At 32.3% G+C, this 20,093-nt stretch carries 19 protein-coding genes and 4 tRNA genes; 8 read left to right on the top strand and 15 right to left on the bottom strand.

The annotated features are described in order from the left end of the window. Position 1: 1 nt before the first annotated feature. From OEA66_RS18300 to OEA66_RS18270, 7 genes are all read right to left on the bottom strand, one after another. Positions 2-763, bottom strand: a complete 762-nt coding sequence (locus tag OEA66_RS18300; RefSeq protein WP_267282756.1) for a TatD family hydrolase — start codon at positions 761-763, stop codon at positions 2-4. Positions 764-767: 4 nt separating this feature from the next. After that, a complete protein-coding gene (locus OEA66_RS18295; protein WP_267282755.1) occupies positions 768-1,295 on the bottom strand; it encodes a DUF4269 domain-containing protein in 528 nt (175 codons plus the stop codon). Continuing rightward, on the bottom strand, positions 1,288-2,247 hold the full coding sequence (locus OEA66_RS18290; RefSeq protein ID WP_267282754.1) for a GSCFA domain-containing protein: 960 nt from the start codon (positions 2,245-2,247) through the stop codon (positions 1,288-1,290). The genes OEA66_RS18295 and OEA66_RS18290 overlap by 8 nt, the downstream gene beginning before the upstream one ends. A gap of 85 nt (positions 2,248-2,332) precedes the next feature. Then, a complete protein-coding gene (locus tag OEA66_RS18285; RefSeq protein ID WP_267282753.1) occupies positions 2,333-3,304 on the bottom strand; it encodes a polyprenyl synthetase family protein in 972 nt (323 codons plus the stop codon). 366 nt (positions 3,305-3,670) lie between these two features. After that, positions 3,671-4,813, bottom strand: a complete 1,143-nt coding sequence (locus OEA66_RS18280; RefSeq protein ID WP_267282752.1) for an inorganic phosphate transporter — start codon at positions 4,811-4,813, stop codon at positions 3,671-3,673. Positions 4,814-4,828: 15 nt separating this feature from the next. Further along, a complete protein-coding gene (locus tag OEA66_RS18275; RefSeq protein WP_074229593.1) occupies positions 4,829-5,467 on the bottom strand; it encodes a DUF47 domain-containing protein in 639 nt (212 codons plus the stop codon). Positions 5,468-5,627: 160 nt separating this feature from the next. Then, positions 5,628-7,355, bottom strand: coding sequence for a DEAD/DEAH box helicase (locus tag OEA66_RS18270; protein ID WP_267282751.1), 1,728 nt, complete (start codon positions 7,353-7,355; stop codon positions 5,628-5,630). A gap of 274 nt (positions 7,356-7,629) precedes the next feature. Between OEA66_RS18270 and OEA66_RS18265 the strand changes: the two genes are divergently transcribed. The 3 genes from OEA66_RS18265 to OEA66_RS18255 all read left to right on the top strand — a co-directional run bounded on the left by OEA66_RS18265 (position 7,630) and on the right by OEA66_RS18255 (position 10,693). After that, positions 7,630-8,307: a DUF2461 domain-containing protein gene (locus tag OEA66_RS18265; RefSeq protein ID WP_267282750.1), complete on the top strand. Its 678-nt coding sequence runs from the start codon at positions 7,630-7,632 to the stop codon at positions 8,305-8,307. A gap of 103 nt (positions 8,308-8,410) precedes the next feature. Then, the gene (locus OEA66_RS18260; protein ID WP_267282749.1) at positions 8,411-9,205 is read left to right on the top strand and encodes an FkbM family methyltransferase; all 795 of its coding nucleotides are present in this window, start codon (positions 8,411-8,413) and stop codon (positions 9,203-9,205) included. A 9-nt stretch (positions 9,206-9,214) separates the two neighbouring features. Then, the gene (locus tag OEA66_RS18255; protein WP_267282748.1) at positions 9,215-10,693 is read left to right on the top strand and encodes a lipopolysaccharide biosynthesis protein; all 1,479 of its coding nucleotides are present in this window, start codon (positions 9,215-9,217) and stop codon (positions 10,691-10,693) included. Here the strand turns inward: OEA66_RS18255 and OEA66_RS18250 are convergent. The 5 genes from OEA66_RS18250 to OEA66_RS18230 all read right to left on the bottom strand — a co-directional run bounded on the left by OEA66_RS18250 (position 10,686) and on the right by OEA66_RS18230 (position 15,949). Then, complete coding sequence (locus tag OEA66_RS18250) at positions 10,686-11,714, bottom strand: hypothetical protein (RefSeq protein WP_267282747.1); 1,029 nt, start codon at positions 11,712-11,714, stop codon at positions 10,686-10,688. The genes OEA66_RS18255 and OEA66_RS18250 overlap by 8 nt on opposite strands. Positions 11,715-11,795: 81 nt before the next feature. Further along, complete coding sequence (locus tag OEA66_RS18245) at positions 11,796-12,650, bottom strand: glycosyltransferase family 2 protein (RefSeq protein WP_267282746.1); 855 nt, start codon at positions 12,648-12,650, stop codon at positions 11,796-11,798. A 1-nt stretch (position 12,651) separates the two neighbouring features. After that, positions 12,652-13,446: a class I SAM-dependent methyltransferase gene (locus tag OEA66_RS18240; protein ID WP_267282745.1), complete on the bottom strand. Its 795-nt coding sequence runs from the start codon at positions 13,444-13,446 to the stop codon at positions 12,652-12,654. 7 nt (positions 13,447-13,453) lie between these two features. Continuing rightward, on the bottom strand, positions 13,454-14,854 hold the full coding sequence (gene aspA, locus OEA66_RS18235) for an aspartate ammonia-lyase (protein WP_267282744.1): 1,401 nt from the start codon (positions 14,852-14,854) through the stop codon (positions 13,454-13,456). Positions 14,855-14,923: 69 nt separating this feature from the next. Then, entirely contained in the window at positions 14,924-15,949 is a 1,026-nt protein-coding gene (locus OEA66_RS18230) for an N-acetylmuramoyl-L-alanine amidase (protein ID WP_267282743.1), read from the bottom strand. 136 nt (positions 15,950-16,085) lie between these two features. On the opposite strand from OEA66_RS18230, the gene OEA66_RS18225 reads away from it, so the two are divergent. From OEA66_RS18225 to OEA66_RS18210, 4 genes are all read left to right on the top strand, one after another. Further along, positions 16,086-16,172, top strand: a tRNA-Ser gene (locus OEA66_RS18225). A gap of 14 nt (positions 16,173-16,186) precedes the next feature. Then, a tRNA-Pro gene (locus OEA66_RS18220) sits at positions 16,187-16,261 on the top strand. Positions 16,262-16,292: 31 nt separating this feature from the next. Then, a tRNA-Arg gene (locus OEA66_RS18215) sits at positions 16,293-16,366 on the top strand. A gap of 31 nt (positions 16,367-16,397) precedes the next feature. Further along, a tRNA-Arg gene (locus tag OEA66_RS18210) sits at positions 16,398-16,471 on the top strand. 55 nt (positions 16,472-16,526) lie between these two features. Here the strand turns inward: OEA66_RS18210 and OEA66_RS18205 are convergent. The 3 genes from OEA66_RS18205 to prmA form a co-directional block, all read right to left on the bottom strand. After that, the gene (locus OEA66_RS18205; RefSeq protein ID WP_267282742.1) at positions 16,527-17,027 is read right to left on the bottom strand and encodes a hypothetical protein; all 501 of its coding nucleotides are present in this window, start codon (positions 17,025-17,027) and stop codon (positions 16,527-16,529) included. Positions 17,028-17,406: 379 nt separating this feature from the next. Further along, entirely contained in the window at positions 17,407-18,252 is an 846-nt protein-coding gene (locus tag OEA66_RS18200) for an SH3 domain-containing protein (RefSeq protein ID WP_267282741.1), read from the bottom strand. Positions 18,253-18,294: 42 nt separating this feature from the next. Further along, on the bottom strand, positions 18,295-19,122 hold the full coding sequence (prmA, locus tag OEA66_RS18195; protein WP_267282740.1) for a 50S ribosomal protein L11 methyltransferase: 828 nt from the start codon (positions 19,120-19,122) through the stop codon (positions 18,295-18,297). A gap of 297 nt (positions 19,123-19,419) precedes the next feature. Between prmA and OEA66_RS18190 the strand changes: the two genes are divergently transcribed. Then, positions 19,420-20,001, top strand: coding sequence for a Crp/Fnr family transcriptional regulator (locus tag OEA66_RS18190; protein ID WP_267282739.1), 582 nt, complete (start codon positions 19,420-19,422; stop codon positions 19,999-20,001). The last annotated feature ends 92 nt before the right edge of the window (positions 20,002-20,093 follow it).

Below are 20,093 nucleotides of genomic sequence, written 5' to 3'. Positions count from 1 at the left end.
TTTATTGAAACATTTTCTTTGCATTCTCACTCGTAATCCTATCAATCTCAGAAAAATCTGTTTTATAAATATCCACAAGTTTCCCTGCAACCAACTCTAAATACGAACTTTCATTTCTTTTTCCTCTAAACGGAACGGGAGCAAGATAAGGAGAATCTGTTTCCAAAACGATTTTATTTAAAGGTATTTCATTTAAAAACTGATCGATTTTGCCGTTTTTAAAGGTTACTACTCCACCGATTCCCAAGATAAAATTTAAATCTAAAGCGTGTTTTGCCTGATCTAAATTACCTGAAAAACAATGGAAAATCCCACGTAATTTAGGATGCTTTTTTCTTTCTAAAACTTCAAAAGTTTCGTCAAAACTTTCTCGGGTATGAATTACAATCGGTAGATCTTTTTCTATTGCCCAATCAATTTGCTGCTCAAAAGCTTTCACCTGAATATCTAAAGTAGACTTGTCCCAATATAAATCAATTCCTATTTCTCCGACTGCCGGAAAATGTCTTTGGTCGAGATAATTCTTTACAACTTCAAGTTCTTTTTCCCAGGATTCCGGTTTTACATAACAAGGATGTAATCCCATCATCGAAAAAATCTGGTTTGGATATTCACTTTCCAGTTGAAGCATTTTTTCGTGAGATTCAGAATCGATTGCGGGAAGATAAAATTCATTAATCCCTTTATCTAAAGCTCTTTGAATCGCTTCTTTTCTGTCTTCATCAAATTCTTCAGCGTATAAATGCGTATGTGTATCAATCATTATTTTAAAATTTTAAAAGATCTTCGTAAGGATTTTCTAGATTCAAAAGCATTCCGAAAGCGGGCTCGGTTTTTATTACTTTCTTCTTAAGATCTATTATTTTCTGTTTAAATTCTTCTCCTTTTTCCTGCAAAATTTTGTATTCAGCAACCATGTGGAGATAAGCATTTTGATTTATTGTTGGTTTGTTTTGGGCAAAAATTTCGATTGGAAAATCTTCTAACATAAAATTTATAGTAATAGATTTTTCGCCATTAATAACCGGATAATCTACTTTTACATCTATATCTCCAGGAATAAATCGGCTAAACATTAAATCATCCAAAAAGTCTTCTTCAAACTTAAGATCAACCTCACAAATAATATCTAAATCACTCCCTTCAATATCAATTTCAATAGGAATAGTTCCTGCTAAAATCGGCGAATAGAACTCAAGCTTTTCAAAGAGTTTATGTTTTGTGAGAAGTTCATAAGCTCTTTTCTGTCTTTCATTTCCAACTTTAAGATAATCAAGTTTTGTAAAATCAATCATCTGAAAATATTTTATGTTTTACTTTCTGCCGCTGAACTTCAATTCTTTGACTTAATTTTTCTTTAAATTCAATGAATTTCGGATCTTTTTCATCATCAGTTCTATGCTCTAAAGCTTTATTAATTTTAAAATTTTCTTTAATAAAATTTTTAGTTTCATCAGAAAAATAAGCTTCACCAAATTTCTCAAAAATGTAATTGACTGCCTGAGAATTAGGATGAATTAAATCGTCTTTGTAAAATCTGTAATCTCGCAAATCATCCATTAAAATCTCATAAATAGGAAGATAATGACAGTTTTCAAACTGAAAAATCACTTCGTGAATCGAAGTAATTAACTTTGATTTGCTTAATTGATTTTCAACCATTCCGTCTTTGGTATGACGAACCGGCGAAACAGTGAAAAGAATCTGCACATCATCTTTACAAATATCAGTCAGATTAATAATGGTATCGTAAATAGAATCTGTTAATTCCTGACTCGTCAAAAGTCTTTTCTCAAAGAATTTCTGTGGAATTTTATGACAATTGGCAACCAGCTTTTTTTTAGGTTCAAATTCATAGATAAATGAAGTTCCATAAGTGATAATTACCCAATTAGAGTCTTGTAGGAAATGATTTCCTTCCTCAATTTTTGAATTAATTTTATCTAAAGTCTGATGAATAAACCTTGTGTCAAAACTTGTGTGATGATCCAGAGAAATAAATTCATCATGATAAGTAATTAATTCGTCTTCATGGTAAAATTGTGAATCGTGAAGTCTTTTAACCGAATTATTAATAGAAAATGGATTGAAAATCGTCCCAAAAGGATTATTAACCGCCTGAATCTGACCTTTTTGAAATAAATCTGACATTTCCGAAGCAAAGCAAGAACCAATTGAAAATATTTTGTCTTCAATTTCAATTTTTTGCGCTGATGGTTGTATGTCGACTTCGGTACGGAATTTCATTCAGTCAATTTGAAAATTTGAGAATATGTCAATTTGAAAATTAAAAAATCTGCTTTGTTCATTTTCAAATTGACAAATCTTCCAGTTATGATTCTCTTCTCAACAAATAGTTTGCAAGTTCAGAGAAAGGTTTTTTCCTTTCTTCAGGAACATTTATTTTAGCTAAATAGCTTTGTCCGATCTCGTTATGTGATTCAATTAAACGTAATGCTTTTTCATCCACTCTCGTTCTTCTGAAAATCTTTTCAACACCGTAAACTTTATCGATATTATCGGTCTTTTTAGAATACCAATAATCTAATTCTTTACGCTCTTCATCAGTTCCGTGTTCTCTTGCCAGAAGATAAAGTACAGTTTTTTTATTTTCATAAATATCTCCTGCGTGTTTTTTACCAAACTGAGCCTGATCACCGAAAACATCCAGATAATCATCCATAATCTGGAATGCGATGCCAATATGTTTTCCGAAATTGAAGATGGCTTTTGCATCTTTAAACTGCGCTTTTGCAATCATTGCTCCAATCTCAAACGAAGAAGCACTTAGAACCCCTGTTTTATAAGTAATCATTCTAATGTAATCATCAAAAGTTACATTCTCTTGGGTTTCAAAATTAATGTCGTATTGTTGGCCTTCACATAAAAGCAAACCTGTATGAGTGAAAATTCTGATACACGCTTTAAAAATTTCAGGCTCCAAATCTTCAAAAAACTTATAAGCTTTCAACATTAAACCGTCTCCCGAAAGAATTCCTGTATTAAGACCGTGAATGGTATGAATTGTGGGTTTGTTTCTTCTTAAAGGTGCTTCATCCATAATATCATCATGGATCAGCGTGAAATTATGGAAAAACTCGATTGCCAAAGCAGGCTTAATCGCTTCTTTTAAATCACCTCCAAATAAATCACAAGCCATTAAAACCATAATCGGACGGAGACGTTTTCCACCGTGCGAAATGATGTAATTCATCGGCTCATAAAGCTCTGTAGGTTTATCTTTAAAAGTATATTTGGTAATGGCATCAGCAACAATCTGTTGGTAGGTGTCTAAAAATTCCATAAAATCTAATAGTTTGAACAAAAATACGATTTTCTGAGGGGTTTTAAAACAAAAAACTCTATCTGTTAGGATAAAATTTCGTTATCATTAAGACGGGTTTCTGATTGCAAAAATCAAATTTCAAAATGCATAGTGAGCAATTTGAAAATGCAGGCGTGCTTTTCAAAAATGGTTACTTAGCTTTTTAAAAATGCACGCCTGCATTTTCTAAAAGCTCTCGAGGATTTGTCTAAGTCGTCGAAAGCTTTTGTTATAATCGTCGAAAGGATTTTTCTACAACCACTAAAACAATAAAATTATGAGTATTGTAACAAAAAAAAACTTTGCCCAAAAGGACAAAGTTTTAATTATAATAAAGATTTTTATTTAAGTCAAATAAGTAATGGCTAAATAAGTGATTCCTGCAACAATTGCTGAGATAGGAATCGTTAAAACCCACGCCCAAAGTAAGCTTACAGTGATTCCCCAACGTACTGCAGAGATTCTTTTAGTAAGACCAACTCCGATAATTGAACCGGTAATGGTGTGTGTTGTAGAAACCGGAATCCCAAAGTGATCGGTGATGAAAAGCGTGATTGCTCCTGCAGTTTCAGCACTTACCCCTTCCAACGGAGTTACTTTCGTAATTTTAGTACCCATTGTTTTGATAATTTTCCAACCTCCACTCATTGTTCCCAATGCAATGGCAATGAAAGAAACCAACGGAACCCACATATAGTGTTGAGAAAAATAATTAAATCGATCTGCAGCAGGAATATTCAGATATTGAGGATCCTGCAACATATTTACGTGGTAGTAAATAAGAGCTGCACCAATGATCCCCATTACTTTCTGAGCATCATTTAAACCGTGTCCTAAACTGAATAAAGCTGAAGACGCCAACTGAAGTTTTTTGAATGCTTTATCAGCTTTGTAAGGATTTGATCTTTTATAAAGGTGTACTATGATTAAAGTGATGATAATAGAGATAACCATCCCGATAACCGGTGCCAAAAATATAAACAAGAAGATTGGGATTACTTTACCGAATTTTACAACATCCTGCGTTGTAACTTTCATAATCGCTTCTTTTATAGTTGCAAACATTCCCAAATCTGGTTGGGTTGCAACAACTTCATGGTAATCCATTAGAAAAGCATGCATAAGAGCTGCTCCTAAAAATCCACCAATTAATGTGTGAGATGATGAGGAAGGAATACCAAACCACCATGTTAAAAGATTCCAGGCAATGGCAGCAATAAGACCTGAAAATATTACTTCAAGTGTAATGAAGTTTTCGTTTACGGTTTTTGCAATCGTATTACCGATTTTAAATTCTCCGATAATGTAAACAGCGATAAAAAATGCTGCAAAATTCCAAAGTGCCGCCCAAAGTACTGCCTGAAATGGCGTAAGAACTTTTGTGGAAACAATCGTTGCAATAGAGTTTGCCGCATCATGAAAACCATTGATATAATCGAAGATTAAAGCTAAAGCAATAATAACCGTAAGTAAAATAGGAAATTCCATTTCTGTTATATTGTTTTATGCGTATTTAATCATGATGTTCTCAATCGTATTGGCAACATCTTCTGCTTTATCTGTTACTACTTCAAGATAATTTAATACTGATGAAATTTTAATGATATTAATTGCATCATTTGTTTCAAACAATTCTACCATAGAATTTGAAAGAAGATCATCTGCAATGTTTTCAATAGAGTTTACTTTAATACAAGCTTCTTTTACCTGCTCCATGTTTTTGAAACCTTTAAGGTTTTTCATAGCATTCTGGATCTCAAGACAAGCTTTGTGAATCAATAATGAAAAATCTGCGTATGCTTTCATCAAAGGAGATTTGTAAAGGAAAATATACTTTGCAGAAGCATAGATGTAATCTGCGATGTCATCTAAACCTGTTGCCAAAGTGTGAATATCTTCACGATCGAAAGGTGTAATGAAGTTTTTCCCCAATTCAACGAAAATCTCGTGAGTAAGTTCATCATTTTTGTGCTCATAGTCGCTCATTAATTTCAACATAGAATCATCATTAAGATCAAAATCTTTGATTCCGTGATTAAAATCGTTAGACATAGCAACCAAGTTATCTGTAACTTTTTCGAAAAGCACAAAAAAGATTTTATCTTTCGGTTGAAAAGCGTGGAAAATATTACCAATGCCCATTTTATAGTATTTATAATTTCGTGTGCAAATTTCCTAAAAAACCATCTTACCAAAAAGCTTCCCGCGTTAATTTTTGTTCACATTGAAGTAATATTTGTTCACATGAAACAACAAAAAAGCCGACAAAAATTGCCGGCTTGAATATGTTTTAAGAATAAAATCAGTTCGCTTCTTCAGCTCTCATGTCTTTTCCTTTGAATTTCATTGAAGAAATATTTCCTAAAAGCTCATTTTTGTAAGATTTTTCAATCTCAAAGAATGAGAATTTCTCAAGGATTTCGATGTTACCGATTTCCGCTCTCTTACTTCCTTTGCTGGAAGTAGCTTTATTGATGATTTCTAAAACGTCCAGCTTTTTCAATTGGTCTTTTTTACCAAGGTTGAAGAAAAATCTAGTCATGTTTTCGTCTCTCTGTCTTGGTTTCCCACCACGATCTCCTCTGCCTCTGTCGCTTCTTCCGTCACGATCTCCTCTTGGTCCTCTATCACGATCTCGATCTCTTCCTCTGTCACGGTCTCTTCCTCTGTCACGATCTCTTCCTCCTCTGTCATCATCTCTGTTGCTCATTTTCTGCTCAGACAAATCTTGTCTGTCTTTGTAATACAAAGCAAGATCTTTTAATTGGAACTGAAGTAATTTGTGCACCAATTCTTCTTTTGTAAACGCTGAAAGATCAGGAATTAAAGAATCATTAAAATCAAAATAATCCTCGTGAACTTCTAGTAAGTTTTCAAAAACTCCTGCAACCTGAGCTTTTATAATATCTTCTCCTGTAGGAATTCTAGATTCTGTGATTTCAATTTTAGTAACGGACTTAATCTGCTTTAATTTTCTACTTTCTTCAGGTTTAATTAAAGAAATTGAGATACCGTCTTTTCCTGCTCTACCTGTTCTACCACTTCTGTGAACAAATACTTCAGGATCATCCGGTAAAGAGAAATGCACAACGTGAGTTAATGAATCTACATCCAAACCTCTCGCTGCAACATCTGTCGCTACTAAGATATCGATATTTTTCAGTCTGAATTTCTTCATTACCGTATCTCTCTGCGCTTGAGAAAGATCACCATGAAGAGCATCTGCTGCATAACCATTCTGCATCAAGAAATCGGCAACTTCCTGAGTTTCCATTCTTGTTCTACAGAAAATAATTGAATATTGATTAGGGTTTGAATCTATCAATCTCTTCAACGCCTCCTTTTTATTACGATAACCAGCTACATAATATTCATGCTTGATATTCTTTTTAACTTCGTTAATAGAACCAACAGAAATTCTGTGAGGGTTTGTCAAATAATTTTTAGAAATTCTCTCCACTTCTTTGCTCATCGTTGCCGAGAACAAGAAAGTTTGTTTCGTTTCTGGAGTTTCTCTCATAATTGTTTCCAATTCGTCTTTGAAACCCATAGAAAGCATTTCATCTGCTTCATCTAAAACCAACCAGTGAATTGCTGAAAAGTCTAATGCTTTTCTGTTAATCAAATCAATCACTCTTCCAGGAGTACCTACAATAATTTGCGGTTTTTCCTTTAAAGAACGCATTTGATCCATAATACTGCTCCCTCCATAAACCGCTGTAGATTTAATGTTCGGCATGTATTTCGTGTAATTTTTTATGTCTTTTGCAATTTGAAGACATAGTTCTCGCGTCGGACAAAGCACCAAAAATTGGATTTTGCGACTCGTATCGTCAATCATATCCAAAATCGGAAGCGAAAACGCTGCTGTTTTGCCTGTCCCTGTCTGCGCAAGTGCGATTAGATCGCGAATATCTGAAAGAATGAAAGGGATAGTCTGTTTTTGGATTTCTGTCGGGCTTTCGTAACCCAGTTCGCCAACGGCCTTAAGAATATCAGGACTTAAATTGGACTCCGTAAATAAATTCATTAAATATTATAAAATTTTTTGCAAATATATAACTTTTTTCTGAATACTCAATTATGTAATATTAACGAATTGATAATTTTATTTTAGAAAACCTTAATCATTTTTATATTTAAACAAAAAAACTACATCTTTTTTATTTTTAATTTAAAAATTTTTCAACATTAATTAATCTTATTGAATTATACATTTTCCATAGTAATAATTATGAATGATTGAAATTTTTACAAGAATCGATTTTCAATAATATTATTTACATTTGAGTAAAATATAAAATATGGCATCTCAGCTTTCAGGAAAAATATTCGATTTTCTAAAATTAATTGAGAAAAACAACAACAGAGATTGGTTTAATGAAAATAAAAATCTTTTTCTGGAAGCACAATCAGATTTTCAGGATTTTGTGGAAGAACTAATTGCTGAGATGGGAAAATTTGATGAAAGTATTTTAAAACTTGATGCTAAGAAATCTTTACTAAGAATTTATCGTGATACCAGATTTTCAAAAGACAAAACTCCATATAAAACCTATTTCGGAGCCTCTTTGGGAATGGGAAAAATGAATTCCAAATCAGGATTTTATTTACATGTAGAATCCGGAAAATCATTTTTGGGAAGCGGAATTTATTTACCCGACGCTCCTATTTTAAAAGAAATCAGAAAAGAAATTTCTTTATTTAAAGATGATTTTCTAAAAACTGTCGAAGACAAAGATTTCAAAAAATATTATGGTGAACTTGATCCAGAACACAAGCTTAAAAACGTTCCGCAAGGTTTTGAAAAAGAAGATCCCACGGCAGATTTTTTAAAACTGAAAAGTTTCATTGGTGTTCATCCTATCACCAATAAAGATTTAATGGATAAAAATGCAGTAAAAAATGTCTCAAAAATATTTGAAGCTGCAAAACCTTTGAATGATTTTCTTGACACTCCAATTTTAAATACTCAAAATTAGACAATAGCCAAGTTATTACTGCTAATCAATCCATTACAATTATGATTTTTTAACAGCAATTTAACATTTTTCATTACCTTTGCTGGTCGTCAAATAATCACACATGTCTTTATACCAACAATTAGCCGAAAAACTACAGTATATCAGTCCAAGTTTTTACAAACAAAGGTATTTTAAAAGTTTAAAAAACCTTACGAAAGAAAATTTTTCAGGGCGAAATGTAGAACCGGAATTGGTTTGGATTAAAGAATATTTACAAAACGACGCTGTAATTTTCGACATCGGAGCAAACGTGGGAACGTTCCTTTATCAGTTTGAAAACAAGCTGAATCACAAGAGTATTTTTGCTTTTGAGCCTAATAAGAAACTCAACATCCGACTGAAGAGACTTTTTCCATCGATGAATATTTCTTCCGTTGCACTTTCAGATGAAAATACAACAGCAAAATTTAAAGTTCCAATCATTAAAGGAAAAATGGTTGCTTCAAGAGGAACGCTCAATACTTCTTACAAAGAAAAAGGCGAAGAAAACAGCTATACAGAAACTGTAGAAGTAGTAAAACTGGATGATTGGACGAAATCTAAAAAAGTCAGCAAGATTGATTTCATCAAAATCGATGTAGAAGGAAATGAAATGAAAACCCTTTTTGGCGGAAAAGAGACGATTCAAAAATTTAAGCCGACTTTAATGGTTGAAATGGAACAGAGACATCATGAACAACCCATCTGGAACGAAATTTCCGAAGTTGAAAACTGGGGTTTTGGAGCCCATTATCTTAACCGAAAAACTTTCACCCTTGAAAAATTAACCGAAGAAATATTACTTAAAAATATCAGCGACGAAAAAAATAAAACCGAATACATCAACAACATTATTTTCCTTCCTAAAAACATCTAAAATTTAAGTATGAGCGTAGTTGCAAGGCAGGGTTTTAAGTATTCGATTATAGGATACATTGGTGTTTTCATAGGAATGATTTCTGCGATATTTATTTTTCCACATGATTTTGAATTCTACGGAAAACTCAGATATATTTTACCTACCGCAGAAATGCTTGTCCCATTTGTGGTTTTAGGAATCTCTTATTCAAATGTAAAATTTTTCGGTAAAGTAAAAGAAGACGGCAAAAATCAAAATATGCTCTCGCTTTCTTTGTTGGCAATGGTGATTAATTTTGTGATTTTTGCTATTGTATTTTTTATTCTGCCTTATATTTTTCCAAAATTTGTTAATACTCAAGCCTGGAAAATTAAAGAAATCATTCTGCCATTAGTTTTATTATTGTCATTTTGTGCTATTTTCAATAAGTACACCTCCAATTTTAAACGAATTGTTGTTTCCAATATTTTTGACAATCTTTTACCTAAAATCGCCAATCTTGGAGCTTTTTGTTTATTCTATTATGCTTTACTTTCCGAAAAAATTGCGTTTGCATTTTTCTTTGGAATGTTTGCTTTAATGCTTACTGGATATATTGTTTACACCAATCGGTTAGAAAAAATACAATTTGATTTCTCAACAGAATATTTCAAAAAAGACGATTTCTGGAAAGAATTTTTCAACTATAGTTTCTTCGGATTTTTAGGTACGTTCGGAAATTATCTTGCCATCAACAGCTTTATGATCGGCGAATATCTCGGAATGGAAGAAAACGGAATCTATGCCACACTTTACGCATTAATTTCCCTTATTTCTATTCCACAGCTGGGATTATTTAATATTTCTGCGCCAATTATCAGAAAAAATCTTGCGGATGGAGATATGCTGGAATTAGACAGGTTTCACAAAAAGACATCGCTTACATTGTATTTTTTGGGAGCAGTTTTATTTTCCTGTATCATGGTTGGATTTCCCTATTTAGCTCATTTTATGCCTAAAAAAGGAGTGCTATTGAGAGAATATGAACCCGTAATCTGGATTTGGGGATCTGCAGTTTTAGTAGATTTAGCAACCGGCTTTAACGGAAACATTATTTCGCTTTCAAAATACTATAGATTTAATATCTTGGTAATGCTTTTATTAGCCGGATTGACTATCGGATTAAACTATTATTTCATTAAAAATACAGATCTGCAATTGGTAGGAATTGCTTTGTCGACGGCAATTTCTTTAACCACTTATAATGTCATTAAAATTGCTTTCAATTATTTTATGTTTAAAGTTTCACCTTTATCAATTGAAATGATTTTTGTTTCAATTATCTGTACTTTAGCTTTAACGGTGGCGATTGTTTTACCTGCTTTTGAGAATCATTTTATCAATTTAATATACAAACCAGCCGTTGTTTTATTGTTGATTTTTATTGGAAATCATTTCACAAAAATCTTTCCTATAGAACAGTATATCAACATGAAATTTATCAAAAGTATTCTTAAATTTAAATAAGTCGAATTAGCAATTGTTCTAAATTCTCAAGAACCATTTTTTTGCTATAATCTTTCTGAAAATCAAATTGATGATCTTTTAACTCATTAAATTGTTGAATAATATTTTCTTTTTCAGGAACAATAAATTCAAGCTTTGAAGAATAGTTTTTAGGAAAAACAGCTGCTTTACCGAATTTGATCGCATCACCAATATTCCCCGTCATTTTTGTTGAACCATAGATTTCTTCCTGACTAAAAAACTCTGTTTTCTGCTGAATCGGACACCAAAGAACATCTGCTTTTTTCATCCAAATTTCAAAATCTTCCTGCGAAACTCTTTCTGTAAAGTATATTAGATTAAATTCCTCTGCAATCTTTTTAATATTCTCAAGCTCCTCACCTTTTGCTTTTCCAAGAAAAACAAAGTCAATATTCTCAACGCCTTCAGATTTTTGAATTATATCTAAAACATGGTTATAATCACGTCTTTTTTGAGAAACTCCTCCAGGAATTACAACTGTTAGTTTTTCATTTTTATTCTGAACAAATTCTTTAGAATAAAAAAGTGGTAAAAATTGATATTCTGATGATGAAAATTCTTTATCTAAGACCCAAAGCTGACTTGTGCTTCTGTAAACTTTCGAAGAATTAAACAAACCTTCTTTCCACCATAATTTCAGCCGGTAGAGAACATCTTCTTTAAAAATATTTTTAATTAATTCCGATTTTGAAACTTTAGAAAAATTAAGATTATGAACAATAACTGCAGTTTTATATCTCTGAGTAATATTTAAAAAAGTATTGAAATAACGGTGAACAGTTCCGATTATAACCAAATCATATTTCTTCGTTACTAACTGATCTAAAATCATCGAGTTATCCGACAAAAAAACATTTTCATTACTTTCATGAATTTGCTTTTTAATCTTCTCTGAAAAATAATAATCCACAGAAAATTCTTTTGAATCTTCCATTAAATCCATAAAATCTGCTGCAATTTCTGAATGAGTATCAATTTCTATGTAGGCTATTTTTTTCAAACTTTTTGAGTTATAAGTTTTGGCTAAAGCCGTTGGAATTATTCTTTTTTTGAAAACGGGTTAAAGCCCTTTCCTATTGAATTATATCTTAAACCATTTCTTTTTAAACTGATTCCAGCGTTGTTGGTTAATCACTTTTTGTTCGTCTTTAGAAATTTTCAGTTCAAGATTTTGAGATTTACATTTTTCGTAAGAACTAATGATTTGAAACAGAAACGAAGGCGATTTTATTTTCATTGCTTCTTTTGCAGAGGCAACATACGTTAGAAATCGATTCAACCCTAAAAAATAAAAATATCTTCCATAATAATCAGCAGGTTTTATCGTATAGTCCGCTCCTTTTACTTTGATTAATTTGACATGTAATTCAGATAAAACCACCTCTTTCCAGCCTAAATTCTGCAACAAAATGGCATCGATATTATCCCAACCTAAAGTTTCACGCAAACCACCCATTTGCAGAAAACATTCTTTTCTGTAGGCTTTCATCGGACCGCGAACATGATGTTTATTGGAGTTCCCTTCGTAAACCCATCCTCCGTTTTTTTCAACATATAAAAGTCCACCAACCAAACCGTAATCTGGATTTTCAATAAAAGCATTTGCAACAGTTTGCAGATAATTTGTTTCTAAAATAATATCTGAATCAAACTTACAGATGATGTCAAAGTCATTAAAATCCTGAGTCTGCAATCCGTTTTTGAAAGCTGCAACGACCTTTGAACCCGGTTGATGTGAAGATTTTTGAAGATTTATGGTTTCAAATCTAGCATCAGTTTCAGTATATTTTTTAATTACTTTCGAAGTTCCGTCAGTAGACCCGTCATTTACAACCACAACTTTAAAATCCTTAAAACTTTGTTGCTTTAAAGAATCTAAAGTAAACGGAAGATTATTTTCCTCGTTGTGAGCAGGAATTATGATTAAAAACCTCAACTTATTTCTTAATTTTTAAATTTACTTCAAAAAGAAAATCAGGACTTTTCAACTCTTCAAATTCTTTTGTTGTAAAATTTTCTTTTATATAAACTGCGCACATTGTATTGGCAACATGATATATTTTTGAATGAAATTCTGTTGGCAATCCATCTAAAATTCCTTTGAAAACTTCATATCGTACTTTTTCAGGATTGAATGCGTAATCGTGCCAAACAACAACCGAATTTTCGTGCACAAGATTTTCAAACACCTTTTCGGTATCATTTTTTACCATTTCATACGAGTGATCTCCATCAATGAAAATCAAATCATATTTTTTATTTAAATCTTGAAAATCAAAAGTTTTAGAATTCCCTTCCAAATGAAGAATATCAGGATTTTTTTTAGATATAATTCCATGCAGTTCAGCATATCTTTTATCTAAACCTAATGTATTTATTTCTTCTTTCGAGAGATTAAAAGTTGTGCAGTCATTAATGATTTTAGCAATATTCCAAACACTTTCTCCTCTCCAGGTTCCGATTTCAAAGTAACTGTTTTTGCCTTTCGCCAATGTTTTCAGCAAGACCAAATCTGTAGGCAATGATCCTCCATCTAAAAATGCCAAGTCAACGCTTTCATCAAAATCTTCATCCAAATCTGTAAAATCAATTTGCGGAAGACTTTTTAAATGAGGATATTTTTCAACAAACTCTTTTTTTCTTGATTCATTGTCATTAATTACCAAATTGAGCAAACTTGGTTCCTGCGCAATATTTTGTAAAGCCTGAAAAGTTTTCTTTATTTTACTCACCGAAATACTATTTATTGTGTGGTTTGAGCATATTTTTAGGATCAAGAATTTCATCTAAACTTTCCTGTGAGAGCAAAGCATATTCGAGAACCAAATTGTAAACACTCTTACCGGTTTCCAAGGCTTCTTTTGCAATTTTTGTAGATTGCTTGTATCCAATATAAGGATTTAATGCGGTTACGATTCCGATGCTGTGTTTTACCATATTCAGACAAACATCTTTATTGGCGGTAATTCCGATAACACATTTATCACGAAGTGTATCTAAAGCATTACAAAGAAAATGGATATTTTCCATGATTGCGTGAGAAAGAACCGGCTCCATCACATTTAACTGCAATTGTCCGGCTTCTGCTGCAAAAGTCACTGTAAGATCGTTTCCGATCACTTTAAAACAAACCTGATTTACTACTTCCGGAATCACAGGATTTACTTTTCCAGGCATAATTGATGAACCCGGCTGCATTGGGGGAAGATTTATTTCAGACAAACCAGCTCTTGGACCAGAAGACAGCAATCTTAAATCATTACAGATTTTTGATAATTTTACGGCAAGACGTTTCATTGCAGAAGAATAAATCACATAAGAACCTGTGTCTGGAGTTGCTTCAACTAAATTTGGTGCGGAAACAACAGGATAACCGGTAATTTCAGCCAAATTTTTAGCGCAAAGAATTGCATATCCAATTGGAGCATTAATTCCTGTTCCAATCGCAGTTGCGCCCATATTAACCTCAACAAAAAGATTAGCGTTATTATTTAATTTTGAAATATCTTCTTCCAAAGTTGCTGCAAAAGCTTCAAATTCCTGTCCCATCGTCATTGGAACCGCATCCTGAAGCTGAGTTCTTCCCATTTTAATCACATCCTGAAATTCCTTTCCTTTTTCACGGAAAGCTTCAACAATACTTTGGAGTTTTTTCACTAAAGTTTCGTTCATCTGCAACAATCCCATTTTGATTGCTGTTGGATAAGCGTCATTTGTTGATTGAGAAAGATTAATATGATCGTTTGGAGAACAAAATTCGTATTCACCTTTATTTTTCCCTAATTTTTCTAGAACTCGATTGGCAATCACTTCATTAGCATTCATATTAATCGAAGTTCCTGCTCCACCTTGAATCATATCTACCGGAAATTCGCTGTGAAATAATCCGCCAATCAATTCATCACAAGTTTCTGCAATTTTAAAATATAAATCTTCTTCTAAAAGTCCTAATTCATAATTGGTTTTTGCTGCCGCTTTCTTCACGAAAGCCAAACCTTTGATAAATTCTGGATATGATGATAAAAGCTGTCCTGAAATTTTAAAATTATCAATCGCTCTTTGAGTCTGAACTCCATAATAAGCGCCAATCGGAACATTTAATTCGCCGAGAAGATCGCTTTCCTGTCTGAAATTTTCCATTAAATGATATTTAATAGTTTATTGTATTTAATTAATAAAAAACGCACCGTAAAGATGCGCTTTAAAAATTTATTTTGTTGGATATTTTTGATTTAAAGCCTGAAGAATTGCCCATGTTTCGGCATCCATAATTCCGTTATAGTTTTGAGGACGGAAATGATATTGTAATGCTTCAATAGTTTTTTTTGTCGCATCATCCCACTTTCCGCTGCTGTCAAGAGCATAACCAAACTTTTGCAATGCCATCTGAATCGTATAAATAAATGCTGCATCATTATATTTTGTAGAAATATCAGTTTGTGCGGTAGTAAGCAAAGTTTGTTTTGCTGCTTCATCATACCACATTCCTATTTGATATTCATCATACAATTTTTTCCAAGGGAAAAGTGGTCCCGGATCTTGTTTTCTCGTTGGAGCAATATCTGAATGTGCCAAAACATTGGTAGCTGGAATCTGATATCTCGTCACAATATCTTTCGCCAAAGCTGCCACTTTTTTGATCTGTTCATCACTGAAAGGTTGGAAAGTTTTAGCACCTGTTGCATCTGCAGTATAGCCCATATTCACAATCTCAATTCCTATAGAAGTATCATTAAGATTTTTATCAGCACGCCAAGCGCTTATTCCCGCATGATAAGAGCGTTTATTTTCATCAACTAATTGATAAATTTCATTATCTCCCAAATTATTCACCAAATAATGTGCACTTACCGATTGTTGCGTAAGAACCTGTACAGATTTGTCATCCGGTAAAACCGTGTAATGCAAAATCAGATATTTTTGTCTGAAATTTTGGGCAATCGCAGGGAAATGTGTTTTCACAACTTTGTATCCTGCAGGTTTTGCCGACACGATAGAACCATAACTTGCGGTGTTATCATTTTTCGTAATATCTGCGATATTTGCAGTAAAAAATTCCACGCCGTGTTCTTTTGTAACTTGTGGTTTTATTTTTTCCTGAGAATCAGAATTAACAGCCGTTTTTGGCTGTGAAACAGCAGTTTTGGTACGATAAATATTTTTATTAGTATTTTTCTGGGATGTACATGAAAAAACCAATGTACTTAAGCCGATGATATATAATGTTTTACGCATCAGATTAGATTTTTAATCATTTATAAGCGTAAAAATACACAATTTTTTCTTGAATTTTATTTGGTAAATAAAGAAATCTATTCTATATTTGCACTCGCAATAACGGAACAGCGATCTTTACAAAAACGTTATTATTGGAGAGTTGCCTGAGTGGCCGAAAGGACATGTTTGCTAAACATGCGTACTGGTAACGGTACCAAGGGTTCGAATCCCTTACTCTCCGCAGTATGACTAATTCGGGGCGTAGCGTAGTCCGGTCATCGCGCCTGGTTTGGGACCAGGAGGTCGCAGGTTCGAATCCTGCCGCCCCGACTGTTTTAGTAATTTTCTCAAAATTATAAATGGGTGCGTAGCTCAGCTGGATAGAGCATCTGCCTTCTAAGCAGACGGTCTCAGGTTCGAATCCTGCCGCCCCGACTGTTTTAGTAATTTTCTCAAAATTATAAATGGGTGCGTAGCTCAGCTGGATAGAGCATCTGCCTTCTAAGCAGACGGTCTCAGGTTCGAATCCTGACGCGCTCACTTAAAACTCACAACTTTTGTTGTGAGTTTTTTTTGTTTATATTTTTTTCAAAGATCATCCAAATCCTGAACTCCATTGCCAATCATTCAACAAAATTTCATTAATTATAAAATCGTCTGGACATTCATTAAATCCATCTTTTTGTTTTAGAAAATCAACAACATCGTTTGCCATTTTTTCATCAGAAAACACACCTATTTCTCGTTCATCATCCAAAAATGTATGAATTGTATAAGTATGACTTACTTTGAAAACAGTCTTTAAATTTAGTTTTTTAACTATTTGACTATAATGAGGAATAAAATCATCTTCTGGTAAATAATCTCTACCGATTTCACCTACAACTTCCTTAAAGCCATTTTGCCAATTTATTTTATTTAAACCAACTTTTTTCAAATAGAAATCATTTGGATAATCTGAAAAACCACTAAAATGTAATAGTCTTTGTTTCTCATTTTCCGCTTTGTCAGGATCATCAAAATATCCTAAAAATTTACTAGCACGGTGAGTTTCGTCTGTATAAATATGCTCAAGAGCATAAACAAAGTAATCCATAATTTTAAACTCCTTTTTAATGCATTAAATATAAATTTCGTCAAGTTTATTTAAATATAGATTTACAAATTCTGTAAAACTGTTAGCTATGATTTTAAAATCCTTTCGAAAAAAAATCATAACATTACTATCCTTTTAAAAATATTTCAAAATCATTTTTCACGTCTAGAATTACATACTTCAGGTTTTCACTTTTAACTTGAGCAAACTTCTCTTCAAATCTCTACTTAAAAGATAACTTCAATAATATTTTCTTTATTTTTCAAAAGTTTTGATATTTCTCATTATCTAAATAATTAAAATTTTCATATTTCATAAAATTTCTAAATTAAAAACCACCGTAAATATACAGTGGTTCTCAAATTTATAATTAAAAATTTCATTTTAGTTTGTAAGAATTTCCATTCCAAAGATAGGTTTTCAAAGCGTTTTTCTTCTTCTCACGATTTTTCTCATCTTTTTCCATTTCTTCCATTTTAAAAATAAAAGTATTTGGAAGTCCACCTTTATCATTAGGAAAAATAAATTCTTCGGAGTGATAATATACATCAGCATCTCCTACATTCATTAATTGTGGAAGAGCAATTAATTTTTTATCTTTAAACAAAACATATTGATCATAACTCGCAATTCCGCACGCTTCACCAGAAACAGTAGCCTTAAGAGTTAATTCTACATTCTGCAACTTGTGATTACTTTCAATATTGAACGTTCTATAGCTCAGACTTTCACCCGAACCTGTTTCAAAAGAAACCTCATCAATTAAAGCATTTCCTTCGACAACTTTTACAGAAGCGTAATTCTGCTGAATATTAATTTCAGTATATTCCTTATCTTTTTTATTAACCGTTTTTGTTAAACCAAAAAGAAAATCGTAACCGTTTTTATTTCTGAAACCTACACAAAGATTTCCGCCCCAAATATAACCTTCAGAAGTTTTATCACCTTTCTGATAAGATATCTTATACCAATTAGCTCTTCTTTCGCCTAATTTTAAAATAGTTTCATCTTTTTTAAGAATCAAAATTTGCTGGTTGGTTTGCAGAGAATCCAAAATTTGAGCATTGACATTTGGTGATTGTCGAATTCTTGTCCAGTCGGTGAATATTTTCTGGGGTTTATTTTCTTCAAAACTGAAAACTCCGTTTGCATAAACGTAATCTTCTTCTTGCGCAGAAAAAACCTGAACAGTGAGTAGAAATAAAACGGTGAATAAGCTTTTCATAATTTTAGGTTGAGGCTAAGTTTAAAGTTAACGTTTAGCTACTTACTTTTCAAGCAATAAACTTACCCATTCTTCTCTCTGCAATTTCTTTTTCAGTTCTAAATTGTTTTCTTTACAAACTTCAAGAATATCGTCAACATCAAAGAAACACAATCCTGAAAGTAATAATTTTCCGCCTTCATTCAATACAGAAACATAAGTCGGAATGTCAGAAATCAAAATATTTCTATTGATATTCGCCAAAATAATGTCGTAATTTTCTTTCCCTAAATTTTCTGCAGTTCCCAATTCAATATCCAACTTTACTCCATTTCTTACAGCATTTTCCTTTGAATTTTCAACTGACCATTCGTCGATGTCGATTGCTTTTGTATCACCGGCTCCGATTTGTTTTGCATAAATCGCTAAAACTGAAGTTCCACAACCCATATCCAATACTTTTTTGTCATTGAAGTCAATATCCATCATTTGTTGAATCATCAAATGCGTTGTCGGATGATGTCCCGTTCCGAAAGACATTTTTGGCTGAATGATAATTTCGTGCATTCCCGGAACAGACTCATGAAATTCGGCTCTGATTAATACTTTATCATCAATATTAATAGGTTCGAAATTCTTTTCCCATTCTTCGTTCCAATTGATATTTGGCATTTCTGTGAAAGTATACTCAATTTTAACTTCTTCATTTTGGAAAAGTGGCAAAGCTTTTAATTCCTCCTCTTTAAATAAATCTTTCTGAATATATCCTAAAATACCATGAATCTCTTCCGTGAAACTATCAAAACCTATCTCAATAAGTTCTGCCATTAATATATCACTCCAAGGTTGAAGCGGAGAAATTCTGAAATCGAATTCTAAATAATTTTGCATGTGAATAATTTGTTGCAAAAATAAAACTTTAAAAACGGAATACTTTAATGATTTTAGATTTAAATGACAAATATTAAATCAGTAAAATGAAAATAAACTATGAAAATATCAACTTGATTTTAAATTTACACAACATCATAATTATTGGTTCATATTTTGAAGGAAATTTACTTAAAAAATGATTTCATTTAAACTTAAATTATTTTGACTTAAAACAGAGATGAGCCAAAACTAAATTTTAATACTAAATAAAAACTGTATTTTTGTGTCACCAAACCCAATATTCATAAGGCTTTCATGGAAAAGTTACTCAGCATTTATAATTCGATAGAAGGTCTTTCTCAGGAAGAAGCACTTTATCACGTCAATAAATTTGAAAAAATGGTTTTTCCTAAAAAAACATTAATTTTAGAGGAAGGAACCGTTGAAGACTATCTCTATTTTATTGACAGCGGAATTATCCGCTTTTTTGTAAATAAAGTACATCCTACAGAGCCTTCCAAAGAAATTACATTCTCTTTTATTGCTGAAAATATGTTTTGCAGCGCTTATGATTCGTTCATTACAAGAACACCTTGTGCTTATAATGTAAAAACCGTTCAGGAAACTGTTGTCTATAGAATTCATCATGATGATTTGCAAGAATTGTATGAAAGAAGTAAAGTTGGAAATTATCTGGGAAGAATTTCTGCAGAAAATCTTTACGTAAGAAAAACTCAGCGTGAAATCTCATTATTAATGCATAGTGCAGAAGAGCGATATTTAAATTTAGCAAAAGCTTACCCGAAATTTATTCAGGAAATTCCATTAAAACATATTGCTTCTTATATAGGAATCACTCCACAAGCGCTAAGTCGCATCAGAAAACAGATTTTATGAACATAGGTTCATTTTTTATCAAAAAAATTATCTGTTTCTTTGCCATTAATAAGGAAACACAAGTGATGAAATTTCTTTATTTCAAAATCAAC

Source organism: Chryseobacterium luquanense, from assembly GCF_026460945.1.
Classification (GTDB): domain Bacteria; phylum Bacteroidota; class Bacteroidia; order Flavobacteriales; family Weeksellaceae; genus Chryseobacterium; species Chryseobacterium luquanense.
Note: the sequence above shows the minus strand (reverse complement) of the source record. Positions and strands in the feature narration are given on the sequence as shown.

Excerpts from the sequence above, each read along its gene's own strand:
- OEA66_RS18300 (WP_267282756.1), bottom strand. The coding sequence starts at position 763 with ATGATTGATACACATACGCATTTATACGCTGAAGAATTTGATGAAGAC.
- OEA66_RS18295 (WP_267282755.1), bottom strand. The coding sequence starts at position 1,295 with ATGATTGATTTTACAAAACTTGATTATCTTAAAGTTGGAAATGAAAGA.
- OEA66_RS18290 (WP_267282754.1), bottom strand. The coding sequence starts at position 2,247 with ATGAAATTCCGTACCGAAGTCGACATACAACCATCAGCGCAAAAAATT.
- OEA66_RS18285 (WP_267282753.1), bottom strand. The coding sequence starts at position 3,304 with ATGGAATTTTTAGACACCTACCAACAGATTGTTGCTGATGCCATTACC.
- OEA66_RS18280 (WP_267282752.1), bottom strand. The coding sequence starts at position 4,813 with ATGGAATTTCCTATTTTACTTACGGTTATTATTGCTTTAGCTTTAATC.
- OEA66_RS18275 (WP_074229593.1), bottom strand. The coding sequence starts at position 5,467 with ATGGGCATTGGTAATATTTTCCACGCTTTTCAACCGAAAGATAAAATC.
- OEA66_RS18270 (WP_267282751.1), bottom strand. The coding sequence starts at position 7,355 with ATGAATTTATTTACGGAGTCCAATTTAAGTCCTGATATTCTTAAGGCC.
- OEA66_RS18265 (WP_267282750.1), top strand. The coding sequence starts at position 7,630 with ATGGCATCTCAGCTTTCAGGAAAAATATTCGATTTTCTAAAATTAATT.
- OEA66_RS18260 (WP_267282749.1), top strand. The coding sequence starts at position 8,411 with ATGTCTTTATACCAACAATTAGCCGAAAAACTACAGTATATCAGTCCA.
- OEA66_RS18255 (WP_267282748.1), top strand. The coding sequence starts at position 9,215 with ATGAGCGTAGTTGCAAGGCAGGGTTTTAAGTATTCGATTATAGGATAC.
- aspA (WP_267282744.1), bottom strand. The coding sequence starts at position 14,854 with ATGGAAAATTTCAGACAGGAAAGCGATCTTCTCGGCGAATTAAATGTT.
- OEA66_RS18230 (WP_267282743.1), bottom strand. The coding sequence starts at position 15,949 with ATGCGTAAAACATTATATATCATCGGCTTAAGTACATTGGTTTTTTCA.
- OEA66_RS18205 (WP_267282742.1), bottom strand. The coding sequence starts at position 17,027 with ATGGATTACTTTGTTTATGCTCTTGAGCATATTTATACAGACGAAACT.
- OEA66_RS18200 (WP_267282741.1), bottom strand. The coding sequence starts at position 18,252 with ATGAAAAGCTTATTCACCGTTTTATTTCTACTCACTGTTCAGGTTTTT.
- prmA (WP_267282740.1), bottom strand. The coding sequence starts at position 19,122 with ATGCAAAATTATTTAGAATTCGATTTCAGAATTTCTCCGCTTCAACCT.
- OEA66_RS18190 (WP_267282739.1), top strand. The coding sequence starts at position 19,420 with ATGGAAAAGTTACTCAGCATTTATAATTCGATAGAAGGTCTTTCTCAG.